This window comes from Microbacterium sp. As-52, assembly GCF_049949185.1.
GTDB classification, from domain to species: domain Bacteria; phylum Actinomycetota; class Actinomycetes; order Actinomycetales; family Microbacteriaceae; genus Microbacterium; species Microbacterium maritypicum_A.
This window is the reverse complement of record NZ_CP188171.1, coordinates 3201481-3227651: the sequence shown is the minus strand read 5'-3', so window position 1 is coordinate 3227651 and position 26171 is coordinate 3201481. Positions and strand designations below refer to the sequence as shown.

The window sequence follows — 26171 nt, the reverse complement described above, 5'->3', positions numbered from 1 at the left end:
TCTGCGTGCGCATCGTCGAGCACGCAGGGATACCTGAGAGTAACCCGCGCCTCTGTCGCAGCCGCCCTCAGCTAACGAACTGTTACTGAGTGGTGACCATCTGTAACACCGGGGAAACACCACGAAACAGAAGACGGTGCCGCGCTCCACTCGGAAGCGCGACACCGCCTGCTCGGATGAGCACGAGGCTCAGGCGAAGGCCTCCACGGGCGGGCAGGCGCACACCAGATTGCGGTCGCCGTAGGCCTGGTCGATGCGGCGCACGGGCGGCCAGTACTTTCCGGCGACCAGCGCATGCACCGGGTAGGCGGCGTCCTCGCGCGAGTACGCGTGGTTCCACTCCCCCGCGATGAGCGAGACAGCGGTGTGCGGCGCGTGCACCAGCGGGTTGTCATCGGCCGGCCAGCGACCGGCAGCGACGGCCTCCGCTTCGGCCTTGATCATGATCATCGCTTCGATGAAGCGCTCGATCTCGTCGAGGTCCTCCGACTCCGTCGGCTCGACCATCAGGGTTCCCGCGACGGGGAACGACATGGTCGGCGCGTGGAAGCCGTAGTCGATGAGGCGCTTGGCGACGTCGTCGACCGTGATGCCGGTGGCTTCCTTGAGCGGACGCAGATCGAGGATGCACTCGTGCGCCACCCGACCGTTCTCGCCGGTGTACAGCACCGGGAAATGGCCGCCGAGGCGCTCGGCGATGTAGTTCGCCGAGAGCACGGCTGCTGCCGTGGCGCGACGCAGCCCGTCGGCGCCCATCATGCGCACGTACGCCCACGAGATCGGCAGGATCCCCGCGGACCCGTAGGGAGCGGCGGAGATCACACCGCCCTCGAACGTGAAGCCGCCGAAGTGCTCCGCGCTCTGCGCGAGGGGGTGCGAAGGCAGGAACGGTGCGAGGTGCGACTTCGCCGCGACCGGCCCGATGCCGGGGCCGCCACCGCCGTGCGGGATCGCGAACGTCTTGTGCAGGTTGAGGTGCGAGACGTCGCCGCCCAGGTCACCGAAGCGCGCATAGCCGAGCAGGGCGTTGAGGTTGGCGCCGTCGACGTACACCTGCCCACCGGCGTCGTGCACGGCGGACGTGATCTCCACGACCTGCTCCTCGTACACACCGTGCGTGGAGGGGTAGGTGATCATCAGGGCCGAGAGGTCGTCGGCGTGCTGGGCGATCTTCGCGCGCAGGTCGTCGAGGTCGACGTTGCCGAGTTCGTCCGTCGCGACGACGACGACCTTCATGCCGGCGAGCACGGCCGAAGCCGCATTCGTGCCGTGTGCCGACGACGGGATGAGGCAGACCGTGCGATGCGTGTCGCCGTTCGCGTGGTGGTACCCGCGGATGGCGAGGAGACCAGCCAGCTCGCCCTGCGAGCCGGCGTTCGGCTGCAACGAGACCGCGTCGTAGCCGGTGACCTCGGCGAGCCAGCCCTCGAGCTGACCGATGAGCTCGAGGTAGCCCTGCACATCGGCGGCCGGAGCGAACGGGTGGATGCCGGCGAACTCGGGCCAGGTGATGGCAGCCATCTCGGTGGCGGCGTTGAGCTTCATGGTGCACGACCCCAAGGGGATCATGCCGCGATCGAGCGCGTAGTCGCGGTCGGAGAGGCTCTTCAGATACCGCATCATGGCGGTCTCCGAGCGATGCGAGTGGAAGACCGGGTGCGTGAGGTACTCGTCCTGACGCCGCAGCGCCTCGGGAAGCCGGCCGTGCTCGGAGGCGGCGATGTAGCCGAAAGAGCGCCCTGTACCCGACGCGAAGCAGCCCGCGACCCGATCGAGGTCGGTGAACGTCGTGGTCTCATCGACCGAGACGCCGACGGTGTCGGCGTCGACCTCGTGGAGGAGATAGCCCGCGTCGTGCGCGGCGGCGACGATCTCGGAGGCGCGGCCCGGCACACGGACACGGAGAGTGTCGAAGAACTCCCTGTGCTCGATGTCGAGTTCGAGCTCGATGAGCCACGTGGCCAGAGCGTCCGCCTTGCGGGCCACGTCCAGGGCGATCGCCCGGAGCCCGTCAGGGCCGTGGTACACCGCGTACATCGATGCCATGACGGCCAGCAGCACCTGGGCGGTGCAGATGTTCGACGTCGCCTTCTCGCGACGGATGTGCTGCTCGCGCGTCTGCAGCGAGAGCCGGTACGCGGGCTTGCCGTCGGCATCCACCGACACTCCCACGAGTCGACCGGGCAGCTGACGCTCGAGGCCGGAGCGGACCGCCATGTAGCCGGCGTGCGGCCCGCCGAAGCCCATCGGCACGCCGAAGCGCTGGGTCGTGCCGACCGCCACGTCGGCGCCGAGGGATCCGGGCGAGGCGATCAGGGTGAGTGCGAGCAGATCCGCCGCCGCGACGGCGAGAGCACCGGAGAGGTGCGCGGCGTCGAAGACGGCGGACGGGTCCCAGACCCGTCCGGATGCCCCGGGGTACTGGACGAACACACCGAACAGGTCGGCCGGCAGCTCCTCGCCAGCGGCGAAATCGACCGTGACGATCTCGATACCCAGGGCCTCAGCACGCGTGTCGAGCATCGCCCTCGTCTGCGGGAGGGCATCGGCGTCGACCGCGAACACGGTCGACGCCGACTTCGAGGCACGACGGGCGAGCAGCATCGCCTCGACGACCGCGGTCGACTCGTCGAGCATCGACGCGTTGGCCGTGGTCAGCCCGGTGAGCTCGGCGACCATCGTCTGGAAGTTGATGAGCGCCTCCAGACGCCCCTGGGAGATCTCCGGCTGGTACGGCGTGTACGCCGTGTACCAGGAGGGGTTCTCCAGCACGTTGCGCTGGATCACCTGCGGCGTGATGGTGCCGTAGTATCCCAAGCCGATCATCGGGCGGTTCACGGTGTTGCGCGACGCGAGCGTCCGGAGCTCGGCGAGAGCCTCGGTCTCGCTCGCCGCGGACGGGATGAGCGAGGGCGCATCCGTGGCCTCGGCAGACGGACCGGTGTAGATCGACGCCGGCACGGCCTGGCGCATGAGCGCCTCTACCGGACTCAGCGCAGAGTCGGCTGCGGTGGTGTCGAGACCGAGGGCGGCGAGCATCGTGCGCTGCGCGGCATCCGTGGGTCCGATGTGACGATCGGCGAAAGTGACCACTGGAGAATCAGCCCTCCGTGAGAGCGACATAGGCGTCGCGGTCGAGCAGACCGTCGAGAGCACCGGCGGCGACGGTGACCTTGAGCAGCCATCCGCCCTCGAACGGCGCCGCGTTGACGAGCGACGGGTCATCCACCGCTGCGTCGTTGATCTCGACGACCGTGCCCGAGACGGGAGCGTAGAGCTCGCCGACCGACTTCGTCGATTCGATCTCGCCGACGACCGCTCCTGCGGTGACCTCGGTGCCGACTGCGGGGAGCTCGACGAACACGACGTCGCCCAGCTTCTCGGCGGCGTAGTCGGTGATCCCGATGGTCACGGTGTCGCCGTCAGCGGCGATCCACTCGTGCTCTTCGGTGTAGTGGAGTGCGGCGAGATCGGTCATTTGGTCCTCCGGTAGAAAGGCAGGGCGGTCACGGTCGCGGGGATTCTGGTTCCCCGCACATCAAGGAATACTGCGGTTCCCTCTTCCGCGGAAGACGGGGTCACGTAGGCCATCGCGATCGGATGACCGAGCGTGGGGCTGAGCGCGCCGCTCGTGATCTCACCGAGCACCGACCCGTGTTCGTCGACCACGGCGTAGCCGGCGCGACCGGCGCGCTTGCCCTCGGCGACGAGTCCGACCAGGACCGGCGCTTCCGGTGCTTCGGCCGACTCCGCAGCGGCGGAGAGAGCGGCCTTGCCGACGAACTGCTCCTTCGCGCTCACGACGACCCGGCCAAGGCCCGCCTGCGCCGGCCGAGTGTCGAGGCTCAGCTCGTGTCTGTACAGGGGCATACCCGCCTCGAGCCGCAGGGTGTCGCGCGCGGCGAGTCCGGCGGGGACGAGGCCGTGCGGTGCGCCCGCGGCGAGGAGCGCATCCCAGAGCGACGCGGCGCGGTCGGCGGCGACCAGAAGCTCGAAGCCGTCCTCGCCGGTGTAACCGGTGCGCGCGAGGAGGACGGGCACGCCGTCGTAGTTCGCGGACGCCCAGGCGTAGTACTTCTGCTCGGTCCAGGGAATGCTGACGTCGGTGATGCCCGGGGTCTCGGCGAGGATGGCCTCGGCGTTCGGTCCCTGCACGGCGATGAGTGCATAGTCGTCGGAGACGTCCTGCACCACGACGTCGAAGCCGTCGGTGCGATCGCGCAGAGCAGCGGAGACGGCGTCGCGGTTGCCCGCGTTGGAGATGATGAGGAAGTCATCGCCCTCGAGGCGATAGACGATCACGTCGTCGATGATCCCGCCGGACTCGGCGAGCAGGAGCGAGTACTTCGCCTTCCCGACGGCCAGCGCCGAGAGGCGGCCGGCCAGGGCGTTGTCGAGGAAATCGGCGGCTCCGCTGCCCTGGACCGTGAACTCGGCCATGTGCGAGATGTCGAAGATGCCCGCGCTCTGGCGCACGGCGTGGTGTTCGGCGAGGTCGGAGGTGTACCGCACCGGCATCTGCCAGCCGCCGAAGTCGGTGAACGATGCGCCCAGCGCCTCATGGCATGCGCGCAGCGGGGTGTAGCGGGGGTCGGACATGGAGTTCTCCCGGGCTGTGTCGGGCGGAACGGCGGCACCGTCGTTCCTCGGAACTCCCCCTCTGTCATGGGCCTGAGAGCTTCACCCGTGCGCGGAGGCGGGGCTTTCACCGTCGGCGGATCCGCAGAGTCGCCGGATCGCTTTTCAGAGTGGCCGGAACCGCGCGGTACGCGTACCTGAGAGATTGGCGGGGAGGCTTGCTCCTTCGGTGCCCGGCTGCGTTCGCCGGGGCTCTCCCGCGTGGTTCATTCGGCCTGTCTTCAATTGTGGGTCCAGTCTAGCCGGTCGGATCCTCGGTGCCGGATTCTCCGGAAGCGCGTTCGAATCGCGCGAATGGTCCCGTTCCGGGGTCAGACGCGACCATTCACGCGATTCGAAGGCGGAGCGCCGGCCGTCAGCGGGTGATGCCGAGTTCGGCCCGCACCTCGTCGCGCAGGCGGCCGAGGTTGTCGGGCTCTGGTGCTGCACCGAGGAGCGTCTTGGTGTATTCGTGCTGCGGGTTGAGGATGACCTCGTCCGCGGGGCCGCGCTCGACGACGTCGCCCTTGTAGAGCACCATGATCTCATCCGAGAAGTGCCTCGCCGTGGCCAGGTCGTGTGTGATGTACAGCACACCCAGGTTCTCCTCGCGCTGCAGATCTGCGAGAAGGTTCAACACCCCCAGCCGGATCGACACGTCCAGCATCGAGACCGGCTCGTCGGCGACGATGAACCGGGCGCCCGGGGCGAGAGCCCGCGCGATCGCGACACGCTGTCGCTGCCCGCCCGAGAGCTCGTGCGGGCGCCGCTCCGCGAAACTCTCCCCTGGGGTCAGACGCACCCGCTCCAACAGCTCCACCGCGCGCTCCCGCACCTGCGCCCGCGACAGCTCCGGGTGGTGCAGACGGATCGGCCGCTCCAGATGATGAACGATCGTGTGGAACGGGTTCAACGACGCGAACGGGTCCTGGAACACCATCTGCACGTCCGCGCGGTAGCGCTCCAACGCCCGCCCCCGAGCCCCGGACGCCTTCCCGTCCAACAGGATCTCGCCGCTGGTGGGCGTCTCCAGCTTCATCAGCATCCGGGCGATCGTCGACTTCCCCGACCCCGACTCCCCCACCAGGGCGACCGTCTTGCCCGCCTCGATGGTGAACGACACGTCCTTCACCGCATGGAGGATGCTGGTCTTGAATCCCGACCGCAGGTGGAAATCCTTCACCAGATTCCGCGCTTCCAACGTCGCCACCTGCGGCACGGCCGCGGTGGAGCTCGTGATGCTCGTGGTCATCGGACGCCCTCCTGGCTCACACCGGTGCGGACGAAGTCGCCCCGCTCGCCCTTGAGCGACGGGAAGCTCGACAGCAACCGCTTCGTGTACTCGTGCTGCGGAGTCCGGTAGATCTCCTCCGCCGTTCCCTCCTCGACGATCTGCCCCTGCAACATGATCGCGATCCGATCACTGATCTCGATCAGCATCGGCAGATCATGCGTGATGAAGATCACCGCGAATCCGAGCTTCTCCCGCAGCCGCATGATCTCCCGGATGATGCCCCGCTGCACGACCACGTCCAGCGCCGTGGTCGGCTCGTCCATGATCATCACCTGCGGATCGAGGGCCAGAGCCATCGCGATCATCATGCGCTGCCGCATGCCACCCGACAGCTCATGCGGGAAACTCGACAGGCGGTTGGGGTCCACGCCGACGAGCGTCAGCAGTTCCTCCGCCCGCGCGGTCTTCGCCTTCTTGCTCATCCCGGGCCGGTGCGTGTCGAAGATGTCGAAGATCTGTGCCTTGACACTGATCACCGGGTTCAACGAGTTCATCGCCCCCTGGAACACCATCGAGATCTTGTCCCACCGGAACGCGCGCAGACCCTCGCCGTCCAGTCCCACTATGTCGATGTCATGACCATCCCGGTCATGGAACACGATCTCCCCGCCCGTCATCAGAGCCGGAGCCTTGAGCAGACGGTTCATGCCGTAGGCCAGGGTCGTCTTCCCGCAGCCCGACTCCCCCGCCAACCCCAGGATCTCGCCCCGGTTCAACGTCAGCGACACATCCCGCACGGCCTTCACCGGCGGATCCACCTCATACTCGATCGACACGTTCCGCGCCGTCAGGACCGGCTCGCTCATGCGGTGACTCCCTTGGTCTTGGCGGCCTTGCGCACACGCCGCGCGGCTTCGGGCGCATTGCGTAGCTTCGGATTGATGACCTCGTCGATCGCGAAGTTGATGAGCGACAGGCCGGCGCCGAGAATCGCGATCATGAGCCCCGGCGGGACGAACCACCACCAGGCACCGCGTCCGAGGGCCTGCCCCGACTGCGCGTCGTTGAGGATCGACCCCCACGTGATCGAGGAGTTGGGGCCGAGACCGAGGTAGGACAGGCCGGCCTCTCCGAGGATCGCGAAGATGATCGCGAAGAGGAACTGGGCCGTGAGCAGCGGCAGGAGATTCGGCATGATCTCGACCAGGATCACGCGGAACGACCGCTCCCCTGCGACCTTCGACGCATAGACGTAGTCACGCGTACGGAGCGATCGTGTCTGGAGCCGGAGCACATATGCCGCCCCGGCCCAGGAGGTGATGCCGAGCACGAACGCGACGAGCTGCCAACTGCGCTGCGGCACGAACGAGGCGATGACCATCACCAGCGGAAGCCCGGGGATCACGATCATCACGTTCGTGAGGAGTGCGAGACCGTCTTCGCGCCAGCCGCCCAGATATCCGGCCAGAACGCCGAAGAACAACGACAGCACGATCGCGATGCCGCCGGCGGTCACACCGATGAGCAGGGACCCCTGAGCGCCGATCGCCAGTTGCGCGAACATGTCGTTGCCGAGCTTGGTGGTGCCGAGCCAGTGTTCCGCGGAGGGCGGCTGGAGCGCAGGGTTCGCCGTGCTGCGCGGGTCCTGCGAGAAGATCGGCGCGATGATCGCGAACAGCACGATGGCCGCGACCAGGATCACGCCGACGATGAACTTCGGCGAAGTGCTGGGAAGGATGCGACGACGCTTGCGCCCCTGCTGCGTGGCGAGCGAGACCGTGCTGGCCGGGGCGGTGACGGGTGGCTCCTGCGTCAGGAGCGGGTTCTTCGTGTCAGACATTCTGGCGAGCCCTCGGGTCGATGAAGCCATAGACGAGGTCCATGATGAAGTTGGCGGCGAGCACCGTCAGGGTGATGACGAGGAACAGTCCCTGCATCAGCGCGTAGTCGTTGTTGGTCACGGCCTGGAACATCAGCTTGCCGATTCCGGGGTAGGTGAACACCTGCTCCATCACGATCGAGCCGGCGACCACGAAACCGAGCGTGATCGAGAAGCCCGCGATCGAGGGGATCGCCGCATTGCGGGCCGCGTAGGTGGTGAGCACGCGACGGGGCCGGAGACCCTTCGCCTCCGCCGTCAGCACGTAGTCCTCGGCGAGCGTGGAGACCATCATGTTGCGCATGCCGAACATCCACCCGCCGACCGAGCTGATCACGATCGTGATAGCGGGCAGGATCGCGTGCGCGACGGCGTCGGTGAAGAACGCCCAGGTCGGCTCGGGGCCGTCCGGGTAGTCGAAGACGTCGTACCCGCCGAAGATCGGGAACCAGCCGAGACCGACCGCGAACACCGAGACGAGGATCAGCGCCAACCAGAAGTACGGGATCGACTGGAGCACAGTCGTGACGGGGATCAGGTGGTCGACCCAGGTGCCTCGCTTCCATCCGGCCCAGGCGCCGAGCACGACGCCGAGGACGAAGGAAATGACGGTCGCGGTGCCGACCAGGACGAGCGTCCAGGGAAGCGCACCGGCGATGAGCTCCGTCACCGGAGTGGGGAACTTGGTGACCGATACTCCGAGATCGCCCTGGAACATGCGTCCCCAGTAGGACAGATACTGCTCCCAGAGAGAGGAATCGTCGCCGCCGAGCAGGAGCTTGATGTTGCGGATGGCGGTCTCGGAGACCTCACCGCCTGCTCGCTGCATCTTGGCGATCATGATGTCGGCCGGGTTCCCCGGCATGAGCCGGGGAAGAAGGAAGTTGATGGAGATCGCGGCCCAGAGCGTGAACGCGTAGAACCCGATTCTTCGTGCATAGAACTTCATGTCACTGTTTTCCTGACTTCCTTCTTCCCCGACTCCTTTACTACTTGACCGGCTGCAGCTGCGTCAGCACGTAGCCTGCCGCGATCGCACCCCAGGACGGCGGGAAGGCGTAGAGGTCTTCCTCGGTCGGCCAGCCCGTGTAGTCCTTCGTGTTGTAGAAGGTCTGCGTCGCGTTGATCACGAGCGGGATGTAGGGCAGGTCACGGACGATCTCGGTCTGAATCGTCGCGTACAGCTCCTTCTTCGTCGCCTCGTCGTTCGTGCTGATCGCCGACTGGATCGCGGTGTCGACGACCGGGTTGCTGTAACGGCTGAAGTTCCAACGGCCTGCCGGGACCTCCGTGCCGACGGGGCTCGTCGACTCGACGGCGGTGCCGCCGAACCAGTCGCGGTAGATCTGGAACGGGTCGGCGACGGACGTGCCGATCACACCACCCATGATCAGCTGGAAGTCGCCACCCTGACGGGAGTCGGAGAACTCCTGCCACTGCACGGTCGATGCCGTGATCTTGATGCCGGCCGCCTCTGCCTGCTCGGCGATCAGCTTCGCGGCGTCGTTGTAGTCGGTCCACCCGTCGACCGAGGTGAGCGTGAGCTCGAGCGGCACGCCACCCTTCTCGTAGATGCCGCTGGAGCCCTTGGTATAGCCGGCGGCCTCGAGGATCGAACCAGCCTCGGCGGCGTTCGCCTCCTGCGGGCTGACCTCGTTGGCCGGATCGGCGAGCCACTTCTCGTCGCGCGGCAGCAGAGTGAACGCGGGAGAGATGTCGCCCGTCAGCCCCACGAACGCCTTGTCCTTGATGGTGGAGCGGTCGATCGCGACGTTGAGCGCCTGACGCACGGCGACGTCGGTCTGCGGACCGGTGCAGCCGAGGTCGGCGTTCGAGCAGGTGTAGAGAACCGTCGGGTCCTGGGGCGTGTTGATCCAGTCGATCTTGCCGTTGCCGGTCACGTCGTCCGGGTTCGGGATGAACATGCCGGTCCAGTCGAGCTTGCCGGCGGCGAGCAGATCCTGAGCGGTCTGGTTGTTGTCGACCGCGATGTACTGGACCTTCTTGATGCCGAGCTTGTCGGCATCACGGTAGTTCTCGTTGGCCACCAGCGTGTAGGACTCACTCGTGGTCTTGTCGACGACGTAGGGGCCGGATCCGACGGGGTCCTCGTTCGTGAAGTTGGCGAAGTCCTTGACGTCTTTCCACACGTGCTCGGGGAGGATGTAGCTCGACCCCATCCGCTGGAATTCCGTGGTGTACTGCGCGGACGAGTAGGTCAGGACGGCGGTCGTGTCGTCGGTGGCCTCGGCGGAGACCAGACCGTTGCCTTCGGGGTTGTTGGCCTCGTAGTTGAACGAGAACGCCACGTCCTTGGCCGTGAGCGGCTCGCCGTCGCTCCACTTGAGGTCGGGCTTGATGGTCACGGTGATGACCGTGCCGTCCTCGTTGTACTCGAACGAGTCACCGATCAGGCCGACCGGCTCGGAGTCCGCGGTCTTGTTGTAGAAGAACAGCGGTTCGTAGATCGGTCCGAGCGCGCCATGAAGCACTGTCGGTGCGAACGGGTTGTAGTTCGCGGCGATCGGGGTCTGGCTGCCGGCCCAGACACGCAGGGCCCGGTCGCCATCGGCGTTGCCGCTGTCGCTGCCGCCACCACAGGCCGTGAGGCCCAGGGCGAGGACGGATGCTCCGGCAATCGCGGTGAGCGCAATCTTGCGCCTTCCGTTACGGATCATTTCTCTTGTTTCCTCTCGGTGCTGCACTGCAGGAGGGATCGCTCCGGATGGAGCAGAACCCCGGAGGTGGGGTTCCTGGGCCCTGGGAGGCAGCCGGTCGGCTCCTCCCGAAGGGGTTTGTTAGGACAGTAACCTAACAAACCCCGCCCCGCCGAACAAGCTTCCCTGCGCCCACGAGATAACGTTTCGGACTCGACGCGGACCGCCGTCATCGGCGCCCACTAAGTGTCCGAATGACACTAAGATCGGTGTCGGAGGTTAAGGTGTCCATGACTCAAACTAGCGACATCCGGGTCGCCGTCTCGACGGTCATCCTGACGTTGCGTCGCACGGACGACGGACGCGCGGTCCTCGCGCTGCCCCTCGTGCGGCGCACCCGCGAGCCGTACGCCGATCGATGGGCTCTCCCCGGCGGCTGGCTCACCCCGACCGAATCGCCCGTCGACGCCTCGGCACGCACCCTGGCCGAGACCACAGGACTCTCCCCCAGCTACCTCGAGCAGCTCTACGCCTTCGGCGCCGTCGACCGCTCCCCCACCCGGGTCGTGTCGATCGTCTACTGGGCGCTGCTGCGACAGGACGATGTGACAGCGCAGAGCGCGGCGCATCGCGCGTCCGGTCACGCGCCCGAGAACGTGGAGTGGTTCGACATCGACGAGCTGCCGCAGCTGGCCTTCGACCACGCGAAGATCATCGAGTACGCGCTGTGGCGTCTGCGCAACAAGGTCGGCTACAGCCGCGTCGCCCAGGGATTCCTTCCTGCGGAGTTCACCCTCGCCGAGCTGCGCGAAGCCTACGAGGCGATTCTCGGCCGCACCCTCGACCCCGCCAATTTCCGGCGTCAGGTGGAGGCCGCGGGCAACCTGCTCCCCACCGACCGGTTCCGCACCGGAAGCCATCGACCTGCACGTCTGTACCGCGACAACACCGACGTCGAGCTGGCCGATCGCGGCCCGCTCGGTCCCGAAGAAACGAGCACCCGATGAGTATCACCTTCGTCCCCGCGCCGGCCGTCCCGCCGCTGGACGCCTCGGTCGACCATGCGATCCAGGCCATCGTCAGCGGCGCGTCGACCGACGCCACATGCACCACCGACCTCGCCGCCGGTCCGTGGGACTTCGACGCGCGACCGGGCTACGGACCCGGCTCTTCCATGGGCGACGTGATCCCGACGGGGGCGCCGCGTCAGGGAGAGCTGCCCACCGAGTACCGCGAGGCGACGGAGGAGGAGCTCGACAGACGGATCCGCGCCGCGAAGGCCACCCTCGGCGACCGCGTCGTGATCCTGGGCCATTTCTACCAGCGCGAGGAGGTCGTGCAGCATGCGGACTACGTCGGCGACTCGTTCCAGCTCGCGACCGCGGCCAAGGGACGGACGGATGCCGAAGCCATCGTGTTCTGCGGCGTGCACTTCATGGCCGAGACCGCTGATCTGCTCTCGCAGCCCGACCAGGCGGTGATCCTGCCCAACCTCGCCGCCGGATGCTCGATGGCGGACATGGCCGACATCGACCAGGTCGAGGACTGCTGGGAACAGCTCGAAGACGTGCTCGGCGACCTCGACGCCGTCGACGCCGACGGCCGCGTGCCGGTGATCCCGGTGACGTACATGAACTCCTCAGCGGCGATCAAGGGCTTCGTCGGACGGCACGGCGGGATCGTCTGCACCTCGTCCAACGCTGAGACCGTGCTCGAGTGGGCTTTCGAGCGTGGGCGCCGCGTGCTGTTCTTCCCCGACCAGCACCTGGGTCGGAACACCGCGAAGGCGATGGGGGTGCCGCTCGAACACATGCGGATGTGGAACCCACGGCGAGCGCTCGGCGGATCCTCGGCCGCAGACCTGCTCGACTCGCGCGTGATCCTGTGGCACGGCTTCTGCTCGGTGCACCGGCGTTTCACCGTCGGCCAGATCGACCAGGCCCGTGCCGAGCACCCCGGCGTGCGCGTGATCGTGCACCCCGAGTGCCCGATGGAGGTCGTCGACGCCGCGGATGAGGCCGGTTCGACCGAGTACATCCGCCGGGCGATCGACACGGCCACCGAGCCGACCACATTCGCGATCGGCACGGAGATCAACCTCGTCCGCCGGCTCGCCGCCCAGTACCCGCAGCACGAGATCTTCTGCCTCGACCCGGTGGTGTGCCCCTGCTCGACGATGTACCGCATCCACCCCGGATACCTGGCCTGGGTTCTGGAGGAGCTGGTGGCCGGCCGCACGCCGAACCGGATCACCGTCTCCGACGATGTGGCCGACCCCGCGCGTGTGGCGCTGGAGCGGATGCTCGCGGCGAGGCCTCCGGTGGTCGCGGGCGCACGATGAACGTCATCGTCGTCGGGTCGGGCATTGCGGGACTCACCGCGGCGCTTCATGCGCACGAGGCCGGACACGACGTGACGATCGTCACCAAGCGCGACCTCGGAGACGGCTGCACCGGGCTCGCTCAGGGTGGCGTCGCCGGCATCTACGGTCCGGACGACTCTGCCGCACTGCACGCCGCCGACACCCGAGACGCCGGTGCCGGGCTGTCGGACCGGGACGCCGTGCAGGTGCTGGTCACGGACGGAGCGGCACGGATCGCCGAGCTGATCGCACGCGGTGTCGGCTTCGATCGTGCGGTGGACGGCACTCTGCTGCTCGGGCGTGAAGCCGCCCACCGCCACGCCCGCATCGTGCACGCGGGAGGTGACGCCACGGGCGCGGCGATCTCCGCGGCGCTCGTCGCGTCCGTGCGGCGGACGGACATCCCCCTCGTCGAACATGCCTTCCTGGTCGACCTGCTGAGGCAGGAAGGCGCCGTGCGCGGAATCCGGATCCTCCTCGACGGTGAGGTCTCCGAGATCCCCGCCGATGCCGTCATCCTCGCCACCGGCGGCGCCGGCCACCTCTACGCGCACACGACGAACGCGGCGGGGACGACCGGAGACGGCATCGCCGCCGCGATACGGGCGGGCGCTGCGGTCGCCGACCTGGAGTTCGTCCAGTTCCATCCGACGATCCTGGCGAAGGGCCCCGCGTTCCTCATCTCCGAGGCGGTGCGCGGCGAGGGCGCGACACTGATCGACGACGACGCCCGTCGGTTCGTGTTCGACAGCCACCCCGACGGCGAGCTCGCACCGCGCGACGTGGTAGCGCGAGCGATCGCACGCCGCGCCACGGCTCAGGCCGCCCCGGTCAGGCTCGACGCCACGATGCTCGGTGCCGAGACCCTCGCGCGGAGGTTCCCCACGATCGATCGGGTGACCAGAGAACGCGGCTTCGACTGGGCCCGCGAACCGATCCCCGTGACGCCGGCCGCGCACTACCTGATGGGTGGCGTGGTCACCGACCTCGACGGCCGCACCACCGTGCCCGGCCTCTTCGCCGCGGGAGAGGTGGCACGCACCGGGGTGCACGGGGCAAATCGTCTGGCGTCGAACTCGCTGCTCGAAGGCGCGGTGTTCGGGGCCCGTGCGGCGGCGGCGTTGACGAGACCCTGGGCGGATGTCGCGCACGGCTCCCCTCAGGCCCGCCCCCGTGCGGAAGGGAGCCGCGGTGCGATCGCCCCCGCGTTCAGCCGCGCCTCGCTGCAGCGGCTGATGTGGGAAGACGTCGGACTGCTGCGGAACAGAGACGGTCTCTCCCGCGCGCTCGACGTCCTGCAGACCTGGACCGCGGAGAGCTCGGCGCCGACGACCGTGTCGGCGCACGAAGACGCGAATCTGCTGCTGCTCGCGCAGGCGACGGCCACCGCAGCGCTCGCCCGCACGGTATCCGTCGGCGCCCACCATCGTGTCGATGCGGCGGAACCCGCCGCCGATGCCTCTTCTCGCCTCCCCTCATCGATCCTGGAGCCCGTCTGATGCTGACCACCGCCACCATGAACCGCGTCGTCGGCGCGGCCCTCGAAGAAGACGCGCCCTGGGGGGACGTCACCAGTACCACGCTGCTGCCAGCGGATGCCACCGCGACCGCCGATCTCGTCGCCCGGGAACCCGGAGTCTTCAGTGGTGGAGAGGTCTTCGCCGCCGCGTTCCGGCTCACCGACGCGACTCTCGACATCGACCTGCACGTCGGTGACGGCGACGAGTTCGCCGCGGGCGACGTGCTCGCCTCGGTCTCGGGGTCGGCCCGCAGTGTGCTCACCGCAGAGCGCGTTGGCCTGAACTTCACGCAGCGGATGAGCGGTATCGCCACCCTCACCGCCGCGTACGTCGCCGCGATCGAGGGCACTGGTGCTCGCATCGCCGACACCCGCAAGACCACGCCGGGACTGCGGGCGTTCGAACGGCATGCGGTCGAATCGGGCGGCGGACACAACCACCGGTACTCGCTGTCGGATGCCGTGATGGCGAAGGACAACCACCTGGCCGTGCTCACGCGTTCGGGGCTCGACCTCGCGACGGCGCTCCGCGAGGCACTGTCCCGCCTCCCGCACACGACCCACGTCGTCGTCGAGGTCGACCGGCTCGACCAGATCCCCGCCGTCCTCGACGGCGGTGCCCACACCGTGCTGCTCGACAACTTCTCGCTCGACGACCTGCGCGCGGGGGTGGCCCTCATCTCCGGCCGTGCCACGGTCGAGGCCTCGGGAGGCGTGAACCTCGACACGGTCGGCGACATCGCCCGCACCGGAGTGGACGTGATCTCGGTGGGGGCGCTGACACACTCCGCGCGCGCCCTCGATCTGGGCCTGGATCTGCGGATCGACTGACCGCGATGTCGCCCTCGGACCTGCCCCGCACCGGCATGCTCTACCTCGATCACGCCGCGACCTCCCCGGTACGACCGGAGGTGCTCGAAGCGATGCGGCCGTTCCTCTCCGGCGTGTTCGGAAACCCGTCGAGCCATCACACGGCCGGCGAGGCCGCGGCGGGCGCGCTCGACGATGCCCGTGCACGGGTGGCGCGCGTGCTGGGGATGCGGACGGGCGACGTCGTGTTCACCGCCGGCGGCACCGAAGCGAACAACCTCGCGGTGAAGGGCATCATGCTCGCGGCTCTCGAGACGGGGCGGCGGCATCTGGTGACCTCGCCGATCGAGCACGAGTCGATCCTCGGATCCGCCGACTATCTACGACGCTTCCACGCCATCGAGGTCTCCCTCCTGCCCGTGGACTCGCGCGGACGGATCGACCCGGATGACCTGGCTGCGGCGATCAGGGACGACTCCGCTCTGATCTCGATCGGCCACGCCAACAACGAGATCGGCACCGTCCAGGATGTGTCGGCGCTCGCCGCCGTCGCCCGTGCCGCCCGCGTCCCCCTGCATCTGGATGCCGTGCAGTCGGCGGGGTGGCTCCCTCTGCATGACCTCGGCGCCGACGCGGTGTCGATCGCCGGGCACAAGCTCGGGGCACCCAAAGGCATCGGCGCCCTGGCCGTACGCGGGCGCGTGCCGGTGGAGCCGCTGCTGCACGGCGGCGGCCAGGAGCGCGGGAGACGCTCCGGCACCGAGAACGTCGCGGGCGCCGTCGCACTCGCGACGGCGCTGGAACTCGCCGAGACGGAACGCGAGACGGTTGCGGCGCAGGTCGGCTCGGCGACCGCGCGGTTCATCGCCCGGGTGCTCACGAGCATCCCCGAAGCCACGCTCACCGGGGATTCCCGAGGCCGTCTGCCCGGAACGGCGAGCTTCACGTTCGCCGGCACCAGCGGGGAGTCGATTCTGCTCGAGCTGGAGCGCCGCGGGGTCATCTCGTCGAGCGGATCGGCATGCGCGGCGGGCAGCGACGAGCCGTCGCACGTGCTGCTCGCCTGCGGTGTGACCCCCGAAGTGGCGCAGACCGCCGTACGTTTCACGTTCGATCGCGCGGCTCTGCCCCCGGATGCTCCCGAATGGCTGGCTGTGCTCGTCGCCGAGTCGGTGCGCGCGGCCCGCGGCTGAGCCACGGTCATAGACTCAGCAGGTGACTGCCTCCGCCCCGATCGTGACGCTGATCGTCCCCGGACGCGACATCGCGGCCTTCGCCCCCGCCGCACTCGACTCGCTGCGCGCGCAGACCGAGTCACGATGGCGGGCGATCCTCATCGACGACGGCTCGACGGATGACACAGGAGCGATCTTCGACGCCGCCGCAGCCGAAGACCCCCGCTTCACGACGATCCGCCACGGGGCCTCCCGCGGTCTCGGCGCCGCGCGCAATGTCGGTCTGGAGCTCGTCGACACCCCGTACCTCGGTTTCCTCGACGGCGACGACGAACTGCTGCCGAACGCCCTCGCCCGCATGACGGAGACACTGGGCCGGACCGGAAGCGACTTCGTCGCCGGCGCCTACGTACGCTCGCGGGTCCGCGGTGACGGCTACGTCGCCGGCCGCGTGCAGCCCTGGGTCGCTGCGGCCACGTCTCCGGAGCGACTCGGCACGACCCTCGCCGCGCACCCCCTGGCGGTCTCGAACATCGTCGCCTGGTCGAAGGTGAGCCGCACCTCGTTCTGGCACGACCTGCGCTTCCCCGAGGGGGTCGCCTACGAAGACCAGGTGGTCGCGCAGCTCATGTACACCCGGGCACGCGCATTCGATGTGATCCCCGATGTGGTCGTGCGCTGGCGGATCCGCGCCGATGGCACCTCGATCACTCAGGGCAAGGCACAGCTGCCGGTGCTGCGCGACTACCTCGCGGCCCTCCGCGGCGGCCTCCACGTGCTGCACGAGGCCGGTGCCCACGCCTCGGTGACCGCTCGCATCGAACTCATCCTCGCGATGGACGTCGCCTCGCTCCTCGAGATCGCCGAGAGCCATGCCGACCCGACCTACGCCGCCGAGGTCGACGCCTTCATCTCGGAGCTGCGGGCCCTCCCCGAGTTCGCCGACGCCGCACCCGACCCCGCCATCGCCGCCGCGCTCGCGTGGTGACCCCCACCCTCCGAACCCCTGACGGTGAACACATGAACGACTACCTCTCCTCCCTGTTCTCACTCGACGGTCGCACCGCCGTCGTCACCGGCGGCAGCTCCGGGATCGGCCGGGGCATCGCCACCGCACTCGCTCGCGCCGGAGCGTCGACGGTCATCGTCGCGCGCGGTGAGGATCGCGTCCGCGAGACGGTCGACGAGCTGCGCGCGCTCGGATGCCGCGCCCACGGCGTGATCGGCGACCTCAGCACGAGGGACGGGATCCACGCGGTCGGCGAAGCAGCGGCCGCACCGTTCGGCGCGCCCGACATCCTCGTCAACTCCGCCGGCATCAACATCCGCCCGCCGTTCGCGGAGATCACCGAAGACGACTGGGACGCGACGATGACAGTCAACGCCCTCGCGCCGTTCCTGCTCGGTCAGCGCTATGCGCAGGGCATGGCCGCACGCGGATACGGTCGACTCATTCACATCAGTTCCCAGCAGGCCCACCGCGCCTTCGTGGGCAGCGGCATCTACGGCGCGTCGAAAGGCGCGGTGGAATCGCTCATGCGCTCCGAGGCCGAGGCCTGGGGTGGAACCGGCGTCACCAGCAACACGCTCGTCCCCGGCTTCGTGCTCACCCCTCTGAACGCCCGGTTGCAGCAGGACCCGGAGAAGGTCGCGGAGCTCGCCGCGCGCACGATGATCGGGCGCAACGGTCTGCCGAGCGACTTCGCGGGAGCGGCGGTGTTCCTTGCCGGAGCCGGCTCGGCCTACGTCACCGGCCAGTCGCTGTTCGTCGACGGCGGCCTCTCGGTGCACTGACGCGCGGTGCCACGACGCCTCCTCAGGGCTCAGGGCTCAGGGCTCAGGCGGGTAGACCCGTTCGTCCGGTCGAGGCTCGGCGAGCAGCGGCACCGCAGCGGTGATGGTCGCGACCGCATCGGCCCCCGCGGAATCGGCGGGCGCCTTGTCCGCGCGGCGATCGTCGAGGGGTGCCACGGCGCCCCCGGTCACTTCCTCCTCGACGGCGGCCTCGGTCTCGAGCACGCGCGACGCCGCCACCTGCTCGGCCGCGAGCTCGGCATACAGACCGCCGCGGGCGAGCAGTTCGACGTGCGAACCCGACTCGACGATGCGCCCGGCCTCCAGAACGTGGATCACGTCCGCGCCCATCACCGTCGAGAGCCGGTGGGCGATGGAGAGGGTCGTGCGCCCCTTCGCGGCCTCGTCGAGCGCCTCCTGCACCACGCGCTCCGAGACCGTGTCGAGTGCCGAGGTCGCTTCGTCGAGGAGCAGCACCGGAGGGTCTTTCAGCAGCACCCTGGCGATCGCGATGCGCTGTTTCTCGCCGCCGGAGAGCCGGTAGCCGCGCTCCCCCACCACGGTGTCGTAGCCCTGCTCGAAGCCGGCGATGATGTGGTGGATGTTCGCGGCGGTGCAAGCGGCGATCAGTTCTTCCTCGGTCGCATCGGGCTTGGCGTAGCGCAGGTTCTCACGGATCGTGGCATGGAAGAGGTACGTCTCCTGCGACACGATGCCGACGTTGTCGATGATCGACTCCTGCGTGAGCGCGCGCACGTCGGCACCGGCGAACATCACGGCTCCTCCCTTCGCCTCGTACAGGCGAGGAGCCAGATACAGGATCGTGGTCTTGCCGGCGCCCGAGGGGCCCACGAACGCGACGTGCTGGCCGGGTTCCGCCACGAAGGACACTCCGTCGAGCGTCGGACGGGCGTCGGAGGACGCGTCCGGGTAGCGGAACACCACCTCGGCGAACTCCAGGCGTCCTCGCGGCCCGGGTGCGTCGTCGACCGTGATCGCGTCGGGCGCATCCTGGATCTCCGGGACGAGGTCGAGGTATTCGAAGATGCGCGCGAACAGCGCCGACGACGTCTGCAGATCGAGCGACACCCGCATCAGACCCATCAACGGCATGAGCAGCCGCGCCTGCACCGTGGTGAACGCGACGACGGTTCCTGCGGTGATCGCCCCGGTGCCGCCGGCGATCAGGTATCCGGAGACGAGATAGATCACGGCAGGAACGCTGGCCATCAGCACCTGCACGACGGCGAAGAAACCCTGGCCGCTCATCGCCCGGCGCACCTGGAGGACCACCTGGTTGCGGTTCTCCGCCTGGTAGCGCTCCGACTCGGTGCGCTGGCGGTTGAAGGCCTTCGACAGCAGCATGCCCGAGACGCTCAGCGTCTCCTGCGTGATCGAGGTGAGCTCGGACAGCGATTCCTGCGTCTCTCCCGCGATACGTGCCCGCACCTGGCCCACCTTGCGCTGGACGAAGATCAGGAACGGCATCATGATCACGGCGATGAGCGTGAGACGCCAGTCGATCAGGATCATCGCGACGAGCGAGGCGATCACCGTGACGACGTTGCCCAGGATGCTGGTGACGGTGTTCGTCAGCACGCCGGAGACGCCACCCACGTCGTTCTGCAGGCGTGACTGGATGACGCCCGTCTTGGTGCGGGTGAAGAAGCCGAGTTCCATCGCCTGCAGGTGCTCGAACAGCTTCACACGCAGGTCGCCGGTGACACTGTTGCCGACGGTTGCCGTGAGCCAGGTCTGGGCCACTCCGAGAGCAGCGGAGAGCAGGAAGAGACCGATCATGGCGGCGACGAGCCAGGCCAGCAGTTCGAGGTGCGGCCCTCCCCCGGCGACGGGGAAGAGTGCATCGTCGAAGATCCGTTGCACGATCAGCGGCGGCACGACGGCTATCGCGGCGCCGACCACCACCAGGATGCCGGTGGAGAAGATGCGCCAGCGATACGCGCGGAACAGCGAGACGACCCGCGCACCGAGGCCGTTGATCCGGGGGGCCTCGGCATTCAGCTTCCGCTGCGCGCTCTCGTCGACCCCGCGGAAGCCACCACCCCGCGGGCCACCGCCCATGCCGCCGCCCATGCTCATGGCGCCAGCGTACTCACGTGCGGGGACACCGAGGCCCGCGCCTCCGCCGTCGGCGGATATCTGTGAATTCGGAATGAAATGTCCGCGGCTGCCGTTACGCTGAGTGACTCTTGCGAACTCTCGCGATACTCCGTTTCTTCTTCGCCCTGGAGGCCGCCCATGTCTGCCGTCGATACCGGCTCCATCTCGACGACCCCCGCAGCGGCAGGGGGCGAGATCTCCCGCAAGGACATGCGGGTGATCTGGCTGCTACTGGTCGCCGCCTTCGTCGCCATCCTCAACGAGACCACGATGGGGATCGCGATCCCTCATCTGAACACCGACCTGGGCATTCCGCCCGAGCTCGGCCAGTGGCTCACGAGCGCCTTCATGCTGACGAACGCACCAGCGTTACTAGGCTGAGTTTCGCGGCAGAACGCCGCGCCGCCTCGATCCTGTTCTCCTTTAGATGCGTCCGCCAACTCGTTAGCAGTCGGGTAGCGTCGATCTTCGGGACAGCTCCCTCACCGCAAGAACCACTCTCTTAGGATCCACCTTGACCCTCCAAGACTCCTCGCCTCAGACCGGGTCCGTCCCAACTCACACCGTTTCGAAGCCCGGCCCAGTTATCGCGCTGCTCGTCGTCAGCGCGTTCGTCGTGATCCTCAACGAGACCACCATGGGTGTCGCGCTGACCGACATCATGAAGGACCTCGGGATCACCGCCGGGGTGGGTCAGTGGCTCACCACAGGATTTCTCTTAACTATGGCCGTGGTCATTCCGCTGACCGGTTTCCTTCTCAGCAGATTCACCATTCGTCAGGTCTACTTCTCTGCGATGGGCCTGTTCGCACTTGGCACACTCATCGCAGCGCTGGCGCCCGGCTTCGAGTTCCTCCTCGCTGGTCGCGTCGTGCAGGCGCTCGGCACTGGCGTGATGATGCCGCTGCTCTTCACCACGGTCCTCACAATCGTCCCCGCGAGTCATCGCGGCCGCATGATGGGTGTCATCACCATCGTCATCGCGGTCGCGCCGGCAGTCGGCCCGACCGTGTCAGGTCTGATCCTCCAGGCGCTGACCTGGCACGCGATCTTCTGGATCATGTTCCCCATCGCGCTGCTCGCCATCGGACTCGGACTGATCTGGGTTCGGAACGTCACGGAGACTAACCCTCACGCTCGATTCGACGTGCTGTCCGTGATTCTCTCGGCCCTCGGCTTCGGTGGTCTCATCTACGGACTTAGCAGCATCGGTGAAGCAGCATCGGGCCACGCCCCCGTGCCCGTGTGGATCCCGATTGTCATCGGCGCGGTCGCACTCACTGTGTTCGTGCTTCGTCAACTTCAGCTCCAGAAAGTCGACGGCGCTCTGCTTGACCTTCGAGTGTTCCAGAGCAAGTCGTTCAGCCTCGCCGTCGGACTCGTCGTCATCGTAATGAGCGCGCTGTTCGGTTCGCTCATCCTGCTTCCCATCTATCTGCAGCAAGTGCTCGGGCTCGACACTCTCGGCGTTGGGCTCATGCTGCTGCCTGGCGGCGTTCTGATGGGTGCCATCGCTCCCGTCGTGGGCAACCTCTTCGACAAGTTCGGCCCGACGCCGTTGGTCATCCCGGGCATGGCTATCGCGGCCGGTGCACTGTGGGGTATGGCGACGTTCGACCAGGGCACGAGCATCGTCTGGATCATCGCAGTGCACTTGGCATTGAACCTCGGTCTCGGCTTCGTGTTCACGCCGCTCATGACCTCGGCTCTCGGATCGCTCCCGTCGCACTTGTACCCGCACGGCTCTGCCGTCGTAGGGACGGTTCAGCAGGTCGCTGGTGCCGCGGGGACTGCGCTCTTCGTCACGCTCATGTCGGTCACGCTCGCATCTTCGCTGAGCTCTGGCGCTGACCAGGTGACGGCGACCGCGAACGGTGTCCACACCGCGTTCTTCGTTGGTGCCATCGTCGCCTCGGCTGCAGTCTTGCTGGCGCTTTTCGTTCGTAAGCCCGCGGAGCCTGCGCATGGCGAGGGCATCCCTGCGGGTCACTGAGCCCATGTCTTCCACCCGCGCGCTCGGCTACGTCCGACTCTCTCGCGACACGGAGGCATCGACCTCGCCCGAGCGTCAGCGAAAGGACATCCGCCGGCAGATCGACGCGCGCGGGTGGGACTTCGTAGACATCATCGAGGACATAGACCAGTCCGCCACTCGAAAGAGACTGGACCGGCCAGGCATACATGAGATGCGTCGCCGCATCAGCGCTGGCGAAGCGGACGTTGTCGTGGTGTCCCGGCTGGATCGCATGGCAAGGTCCGTTGCCGACATCTCCCAGCTACTCGACGAGGGCCTCGTCATCGTCTCCGCTACGGAGAACTTCGATGCTTCCACTGCGACAGGTAAAGCCATGGTCCAGATGGCGCAGGTCTTCGCGGAGCTGGAAGCGACGGCCATTGGCGAGCGAGTTCGTTCCATGCGCCGGCACCTGCCAACTGTAGGGCGTTGGCCAGGAGGACCACCGCCCTACGGTTTCACCACTGCACCTCACCCCGATACTGCGGGTCGAACGCTTGTGCACCACCCGGAGGAGTCGAAGGTCATCCGACGAGTCGTGGACGAGGTGATGAGCGGAAAGGGCATCTCAGAGGTGACGCGCGGCCTCAACTCCGACGGCATCCCGTCGCGCCGCGGGTCTCATTGGTCGCCCCCGTCTCTCTCCCGCATCCTTCGTCGCGGATCTCTTCGGGGACATGCGACGCAGGGTGGGGACGCGGTGCGAGATGACCGCGGGCTACCGGTGGTCGTATGGCCGCCTCTCGTGAGTGACGAGGAGTGGCATGCACTGTCGCGCGCTCTGAGTGGGAACATCGCAGCGCCCCGCCTTCCCGAAGGAGGACGGGTGCCGCTACTGCAACGACTGGCTATCTGCTCATCCTGTGGCATGCCGTTGACCCCCAGACATTTCGCTCACCCGACACAGCCTCCTGTCTACATGTGCCAGTCGCGGAACCGAGGCCGCACATGCGAAAGGCCCCAGACGGTGACCGCCAATCCGGCGGAAGCGGAAGCCGAACGGCAGTTCCTCGACGCGTGGGGTGACGTCGAAGTTATCGAAACTGTCAGTGAGGAGGTCGTGCCAGAGGGGCTGGACAACGTGCTCGATGCAATCAGTCAGACCCATGCCGCGATGAACCGTCCTGGAGCGGACGTGATGGAGTTGGCCGCCAGGATGGTCACGCTGGGCGAAGAGAGGGATCGCCTTACCGCTTTGCCGTCGATTTCGGCCGTGCAGCGTCGCACTGGCGAGACTTACGGTGAGGCCTGGGCGCGATCTTCCGTCGCGGAACGTCGGAAGATCATGATGGGTGCTGGTGCGTTCGTGACCGTCTACCCCGCGGCTGCTAAGGGGCATTGGAACCCTGAGCGCATCGTCGTGTCCGACGAACTCGCTGGACAGCTGGACGACTGAGCCGGATCTTTCGTCCAGCAGCACAATCATTCAGAGCCCGGGACACACGCGGCCTCGACTCAAGACCCCCAGTTCATGCTTGGCTCAACGGGGACATAGTCGGTGCGTTCTTCATCGTTGACATCTTGATAGGTAACCGTGAAGACCACCCCGAACGTTCTGCCAGCCTCTGTCGGGCGGCCGACGAAGCGCATGCCACCGATACCCTCCAGGTCACCCAGCTCCCGCTTCAAGACGAAGGTGAAGTAGATCGGGTCCGCGTCGATGACCAGGTTCTTCGCTTCAAATTCCTGAGCGCCGTTGGCGAGCATGAGGACATCTTTGCCAGGGCTCTGCCTCGGAAGACCGATCTGCCACGTGGGTTGCACAACCGGCTGGAGCGCCCTACTCGGGAGCGTTGCTGTCGAGGGCAGGTCGTCGCGATCTCCTGTGGGTTGCGCGTCCCCGTTCTGGTCAGTCCAGGACACGGTGAACGTGACTCCCTCGCGCTCGCCACGCTTGGTGGGGCGGCCCTGTATCGGTCTGCCGGTCGGATTGCCGGCTCCGTCGCCCCCGAGACGCCCCTGAATACCACCCTGCCTAGCACCGTCAGCGAACTCGAACAGGTCCGGATCGGCGCGCACTACTACGTCGCTAACCCAGTAGCCCGAGTTGTGAAGGTAAATCCAATCCTCGCCAGGTTCGTATGTAACGCGCCAGCGCGGGCGTGGTGATAGCTTCCGCTCGTCCTCAACCTCTCGGCTTCGCGCGGCATACCCTGCCTCTCGGAGGCGACTACGGCCCTTGCGGGTATTGATTCTCAGACCACCGACCCACGCCAGGGCCATGCGGACAGCTCCCCACACAACGCGTCGGAGGCGCCCAAGCGCGAGGGAGAGCACGACGAAGAGAACAAGCGCCACGATGAACGCGACCAAGAAGATGAGGCCCCAGTCGACTCTCTCAGGCTTGGTGAGCGACAGGGCCACCACCGCGCCGACGACTGCCCCCATCACTGGACCAATCAGTCCCTGGATCACCAGGACCCCAGCCGTCGACTGTCCCCATCGCACCCCGTCGTTCATTACCCCAGACTACTGACGGCGCAACAGCAAGCTCGATCCCGAGAAACCTTTGCGACGCGCGACGCATTACTCGGCGGGTGCCAGTTGGAGCTCAACCGCTTCCCATCTACCGATCCGCACACCTTTGGCTCCGATGGCCACGAACATCCGGCCAGCGAGGTTCACGCGAAACGGCGACTTACTGACGACCTTCTTCAGGGTCTTCGCTGTATGGAAGTCGTCAGCACCGGCGAAGGACGGCATTCGCGCTCCGACAGTGACATGGGGAGGGGTGGAGGCGTTACCCACAGCGACAAGATCGATGTCCACGCCGTTGTTCCCCTCCTCGACAGAGCGCAGCATGAACGTGGCCGGCTCATCTCTCGTTCCGCGAAGACTGACGCTCGCGATGAGGGGTTCGTCTTCATAGTCGGCGAGGGCGTCGAAAACGCCCGGGTAGCGCTGCAACAAACGGTCCCGGACGTAAGCAGGAATGGCTCGATCTCCGTTCCAGGTCTTGTTGACCTGGAACCCGAGCGTTGTCGCACGGCCCAGGGGCGAAGTTGCGGCCTGGGGCTCTCCTATGTCTCGATTGACGATGTCAACCGGAGTGCCCTTCGGCGTCATCCGGAGAAGTTCCGCAGTGATGCGGTCTCCCGCCGGCAATGAATACCCGAGGATCGTCAATCGGGATGCATTGGCGACCGCGTCGTGAGCGGTCCGCCACAGCATGTGCGCGATGTTCACGTTGTAGTAGCTGTCTTTGCTGAGCACCGGAGGAATCAGGAATCGATCCAACGTCTTGATGCCGGACAATTCCGGAGTGGTGCTCGTTGCCCGACCGAAGGTCGGTAGGGCGCGATCCTGGACGACCGTGGATCCGTCGCCTGAAGACCAGTACCAGGAAAGTGATCCGTGGAGCTTGAGCAGCTGGAATGAGCTGTCGTCGGCAGCTATCGCATCTTGCCAGCCGCCCGATCCGCTCGACCTAGGCGCGGGGTAGACGATCTGCTTCCCGTCCAACTCGTAAGAGACACCGTTGTCGTAGTGAGGCTTCACGACGCCTAGCGCACCGAACGCACTTTCTACGAGCGTGTCGTAGTTGAAGGTGATAACGACCGCTTGCTCCGCATGCCAGATAGCGACCAGCTGCAGAAGCCAGAGCGGTGGGGCGGAGCCCGTCACCGTCTCTAGAAATCCATCCAGAACGTCAGCGATTGCTGCCGTCAGTGCCTCAGCTTCCGCGCGTCGGCGAGTGTTCTCGTGGGCCTGAAGAAAGGGCAACGCGGTAGACAGCACCGTGAGGCGTTCCTCGAATGAGACCTGCTGCCCCATCGACCAGTTGAGGCCGAGGCGCTCACGGAGGGCATTCCCGAGGTCGTCGGTGAGGGGCATCAGGTCACTGATTGCTCGCGAGAATCCCGCACCGAGAACGTACACCGGTCGCCGCGGGGTGCGAAGCTCCGTGGGGGCCAGCGCATCGAGACCGTCGGACTCGGATTCCGGTTCATGGGTGCTCATGAAGTCCACGCTAGCGCCGGAGGTCGGTG

21 protein-coding genes, 1 pseudogene and 2 riboswitches are annotated in these 26171 nt (G+C 67.1%); of the genes and pseudogenes, 11 read left to right on the top strand and 11 right to left on the bottom strand.

Going from position 1 to position 26171, the window contains the following annotated elements; genetic code table 11:
• Positions 1 to 189: 189 nt before the first annotated feature.
• The 8 genes from gcvP to ACLFA2_RS15590 all read right to left on the bottom strand — a co-directional run bounded on the left by gcvP (position 190) and on the right by ACLFA2_RS15590 (position 10408).
• Positions 190 to 3123 (bottom strand): aminomethyl-transferring glycine dehydrogenase, encoded by a 2934-nt coding sequence (gene gcvP, locus ACLFA2_RS15625; protein WP_426621593.1) that lies wholly within the window; start codon positions 3121 to 3123, stop codon positions 190 to 192.
• The gene (gcvH, locus tag ACLFA2_RS15620; RefSeq protein WP_021199592.1) at positions 3101 to 3478 is read right to left on the bottom strand and encodes a glycine cleavage system protein GcvH; all 378 of its coding nucleotides are present in this window, start codon (positions 3476 to 3478) and stop codon (positions 3101 to 3103) included. The genes gcvP and gcvH overlap by 23 nt, the downstream gene beginning before the upstream one ends.
• Positions 3475 to 4599, bottom strand: coding sequence for a glycine cleavage system aminomethyltransferase GcvT (gene gcvT / locus ACLFA2_RS15615; protein ID WP_426621592.1), 1125 nt, complete (start codon positions 4597 to 4599; stop codon positions 3475 to 3477). Before gcvT ends, gcvH begins: the two co-directional genes overlap by 4 nt.
• 54 nt (positions 4600 to 4653) lie before the next feature.
• A riboswitch (glycine riboswitch) is annotated at positions 4654 to 4752 on the bottom strand.
• 1 nt (position 4753) lies between these two features.
• A riboswitch (glycine riboswitch) is annotated at positions 4754 to 4848 on the bottom strand.
• A 145-nt stretch (positions 4849 to 4993) separates the two neighbouring features.
• Complete coding sequence (locus ACLFA2_RS15610) at positions 4994 to 5869, bottom strand: ABC transporter ATP-binding protein (RefSeq protein WP_021199590.1); 876 nt, start codon at positions 5867 to 5869, stop codon at positions 4994 to 4996.
• Positions 5866 to 6717: an ABC transporter ATP-binding protein gene (locus tag ACLFA2_RS15605; RefSeq protein ID WP_021199589.1), complete on the bottom strand. Its 852-nt coding sequence runs from the start codon at positions 6715 to 6717 to the stop codon at positions 5866 to 5868. The genes ACLFA2_RS15610 and ACLFA2_RS15605 overlap by 4 nt, the downstream gene beginning before the upstream one ends.
• Positions 6714 to 7691: an ABC transporter permease gene (locus ACLFA2_RS15600; protein WP_021199588.1), complete on the bottom strand. Its 978-nt coding sequence runs from the start codon at positions 7689 to 7691 to the stop codon at positions 6714 to 6716. Before ACLFA2_RS15600 ends, ACLFA2_RS15605 begins: the two co-directional genes overlap by 4 nt.
• Positions 7684 to 8679, bottom strand: a complete 996-nt coding sequence (locus ACLFA2_RS15595) for an ABC transporter permease (RefSeq protein ID WP_021199587.1) — start codon at positions 8677 to 8679, stop codon at positions 7684 to 7686. The genes ACLFA2_RS15600 and ACLFA2_RS15595 overlap by 8 nt, the downstream gene beginning before the upstream one ends.
• Before the next feature lie 40 nt (positions 8680 to 8719).
• Positions 8720 to 10408, bottom strand: a complete 1689-nt coding sequence (locus ACLFA2_RS15590; protein WP_029260355.1) for an ABC transporter substrate-binding protein — start codon at positions 10406 to 10408, stop codon at positions 8720 to 8722.
• Between the two features lie 269 nt (positions 10409 to 10677).
• Between ACLFA2_RS15590 and ACLFA2_RS15585 the strand changes: the two genes are divergently transcribed.
• Genes ACLFA2_RS15585 through ACLFA2_RS15555 form a run of 7 tightly spaced genes read left to right on the top strand, consistent with a single transcriptional unit; the run spans position 10678 to position 18047 of the window.
• Positions 10678 to 11394 carry an NUDIX hydrolase gene (locus ACLFA2_RS15585; RefSeq protein WP_167254558.1) on the top strand — a complete coding sequence of 239 codons (717 nt, stop codon included), beginning with the start codon at positions 10678 to 10680 and terminating at the stop codon, positions 11392 to 11394.
• Positions 11391 to 12728: a quinolinate synthase NadA gene (nadA, locus tag ACLFA2_RS15580; RefSeq protein ID WP_167254560.1), complete on the top strand. Its 1338-nt coding sequence runs from the start codon at positions 11391 to 11393 to the stop codon at positions 12726 to 12728. The genes ACLFA2_RS15585 and nadA overlap by 4 nt, the downstream gene beginning before the upstream one ends.
• Entirely contained in the window at positions 12725 to 14248 is a 1524-nt protein-coding gene (gene nadB, locus ACLFA2_RS15575) for an L-aspartate oxidase (RefSeq protein ID WP_426621591.1), read from the top strand. Before nadA ends, nadB begins: the two co-directional genes overlap by 4 nt.
• Complete coding sequence (nadC, locus tag ACLFA2_RS15570) at positions 14248 to 15099, top strand: carboxylating nicotinate-nucleotide diphosphorylase (RefSeq protein WP_021199582.1); 852 nt, start codon at positions 14248 to 14250, stop codon at positions 15097 to 15099. The genes nadB and nadC overlap by 1 nt, the downstream gene beginning before the upstream one ends.
• 35 nt (positions 15100 to 15134) lie before the next feature.
• Positions 15135 to 16271: a cysteine desulfurase family protein gene (locus ACLFA2_RS15565; protein ID WP_426622482.1), complete on the top strand. Its 1137-nt coding sequence runs from the start codon at positions 15135 to 15137 to the stop codon at positions 16269 to 16271.
• A gap of 22 nt (positions 16272 to 16293) precedes the next feature.
• Entirely contained in the window at positions 16294 to 17241 is a 948-nt protein-coding gene (locus tag ACLFA2_RS15560; RefSeq protein WP_426621590.1) for a glycosyltransferase family 2 protein, read from the top strand.
• Positions 17242 to 17273: 32 nt separating this feature from the next.
• Positions 17274 to 18047, top strand: a complete 774-nt coding sequence (locus tag ACLFA2_RS15555) for an SDR family NAD(P)-dependent oxidoreductase (RefSeq protein WP_029260361.1) — start codon at positions 17274 to 17276, stop codon at positions 18045 to 18047.
• Positions 18048 to 18083: 36 nt separating this feature from the next.
• Here ACLFA2_RS15555 and ACLFA2_RS15550 read toward each other — a convergent pair whose 3' ends face one another.
• Complete coding sequence (locus ACLFA2_RS15550; RefSeq protein WP_426622481.1) at positions 18084 to 20141, bottom strand: ABC transporter ATP-binding protein; 2058 nt, start codon at positions 20139 to 20141, stop codon at positions 18084 to 18086.
• Between the two features lie 165 nt (positions 20142 to 20306).
• On the opposite strand from ACLFA2_RS15550, the gene ACLFA2_RS15545 reads away from it, so the two are divergent.
• The 4 genes and pseudogenes from ACLFA2_RS15545 to ACLFA2_RS15530 all read left to right on the top strand — a co-directional run bounded on the left by ACLFA2_RS15545 (position 20307) and on the right by ACLFA2_RS15530 (position 23578).
• Positions 20307 to 20549, top strand: a complete 243-nt coding sequence (locus ACLFA2_RS15545) for a hypothetical protein (protein ID WP_426621589.1) — start codon at positions 20307 to 20309, stop codon at positions 20547 to 20549.
• Between the two features lie 133 nt (positions 20550 to 20682).
• Positions 20683 to 22161, top strand: a complete 1479-nt coding sequence (locus ACLFA2_RS15540; RefSeq protein ID WP_101846693.1) for an MDR family MFS transporter — start codon at positions 20683 to 20685, stop codon at positions 22159 to 22161.
• Positions 22133 to 23113 (top strand): annotated as a pseudogene (locus ACLFA2_RS15535) (recombinase family protein); the annotation flags it as partial. The gene ACLFA2_RS15540 and the pseudogene ACLFA2_RS15535, both read left to right, overlap by 29 nt.
• A 36-nt stretch (positions 23114 to 23149) precedes the next feature.
• Positions 23150 to 23578: a hypothetical protein gene (locus tag ACLFA2_RS15530; protein WP_233486855.1), complete on the top strand. Its 429-nt coding sequence runs from the start codon at positions 23150 to 23152 to the stop codon at positions 23576 to 23578.
• Positions 23579 to 23637: 59 nt separating this feature from the next.
• Here ACLFA2_RS15530 and ACLFA2_RS15525 read toward each other — a convergent pair whose 3' ends face one another.
• On the bottom strand, positions 23638 to 24642 hold the full coding sequence (locus ACLFA2_RS15525; protein ID WP_248540034.1) for a hypothetical protein: 1005 nt from the start codon (positions 24640 to 24642) through the stop codon (positions 23638 to 23640).
• A 66-nt stretch (positions 24643 to 24708) separates the two neighbouring features.
• On the bottom strand, positions 24709 to 26142 hold the full coding sequence (locus ACLFA2_RS15520; RefSeq protein ID WP_159463191.1) for an SIR2 family protein: 1434 nt from the start codon (positions 26140 to 26142) through the stop codon (positions 24709 to 24711).
• Between the last annotated feature and the right edge of the window lie 29 nt (positions 26143 to 26171).

What these genes read in the sequence shown, in the direction of transcription:
- gcvP (WP_426621593.1), bottom strand. Translation starts at nt 3,123, where the DNA reads ATGTCGCTCTCACGGAGGGCTGATTCTCCAGTGGTCACTTTCGCCGAT.
- gcvH (WP_021199592.1), bottom strand. Translation starts at nt 3,478, where the DNA reads ATGACCGATCTCGCCGCACTCCACTACACCGAAGAGCACGAGTGGATC.
- gcvT (WP_426621592.1), bottom strand. Translation starts at nt 4,599, where the DNA reads ATGTCCGACCCCCGCTACACCCCGCTGCGCGCATGCCATGAGGCGCTG.
- ACLFA2_RS15610 (WP_021199590.1), bottom strand. Translation starts at nt 5,869, where the DNA reads ATGACCACGAGCATCACGAGCTCCACCGCGGCCGTGCCGCAGGTGGCG.
- ACLFA2_RS15605 (WP_021199589.1), bottom strand. Translation starts at nt 6,717, where the DNA reads ATGAGCGAGCCGGTCCTGACGGCGCGGAACGTGTCGATCGAGTATGAG.
- ACLFA2_RS15600 (WP_021199588.1), bottom strand. Translation starts at nt 7,691, where the DNA reads ATGTCTGACACGAAGAACCCGCTCCTGACGCAGGAGCCACCCGTCACC.
- ACLFA2_RS15595 (WP_021199587.1), bottom strand. Translation starts at nt 8,679, where the DNA reads ATGAAGTTCTATGCACGAAGAATCGGGTTCTACGCGTTCACGCTCTGG.
- ACLFA2_RS15590 (WP_029260355.1), bottom strand. Translation starts at nt 10,408, where the DNA reads ATGATCCGTAACGGAAGGCGCAAGATTGCGCTCACCGCGATTGCCGGA.
- ACLFA2_RS15585 (WP_167254558.1), top strand. Translation starts at nt 10,678, where the DNA reads ATGACTCAAACTAGCGACATCCGGGTCGCCGTCTCGACGGTCATCCTG.
- nadA (WP_167254560.1), top strand. Translation starts at nt 11,391, where the DNA reads ATGAGTATCACCTTCGTCCCCGCGCCGGCCGTCCCGCCGCTGGACGCC.
- nadB (WP_426621591.1), top strand. Translation starts at nt 12,725, where the DNA reads ATGAACGTCATCGTCGTCGGGTCGGGCATTGCGGGACTCACCGCGGCG.
- nadC (WP_021199582.1), top strand. Translation starts at nt 14,248, where the DNA reads ATGCTGACCACCGCCACCATGAACCGCGTCGTCGGCGCGGCCCTCGAA.
- ACLFA2_RS15565 (WP_426622482.1), top strand. Translation starts at nt 15,135, where the DNA reads ATGCTCTACCTCGATCACGCCGCGACCTCCCCGGTACGACCGGAGGTG.
- ACLFA2_RS15555 (WP_029260361.1), top strand. Translation starts at nt 17,274, where the DNA reads ATGAACGACTACCTCTCCTCCCTGTTCTCACTCGACGGTCGCACCGCC.
- ACLFA2_RS15550 (WP_426622481.1), bottom strand. Translation starts at nt 20,141, where the DNA reads ATGGGCGGCGGCATGGGCGGTGGCCCGCGGGGTGGTGGCTTCCGCGGG.
- ACLFA2_RS15545 (WP_426621589.1), top strand. Translation starts at nt 20,307, where the DNA reads ATGTCTGCCGTCGATACCGGCTCCATCTCGACGACCCCCGCAGCGGCA.
- ACLFA2_RS15525 (WP_248540034.1), bottom strand. Translation starts at nt 24,642, where the DNA reads ATGAACGACGGGGTGCGATGGGGACAGTCGACGGCTGGGGTCCTGGTG.
- ACLFA2_RS15520 (WP_159463191.1), bottom strand. Translation starts at nt 26,142, where the DNA reads ATGAGCACCCATGAACCGGAATCCGAGTCCGACGGTCTCGATGCGCTG.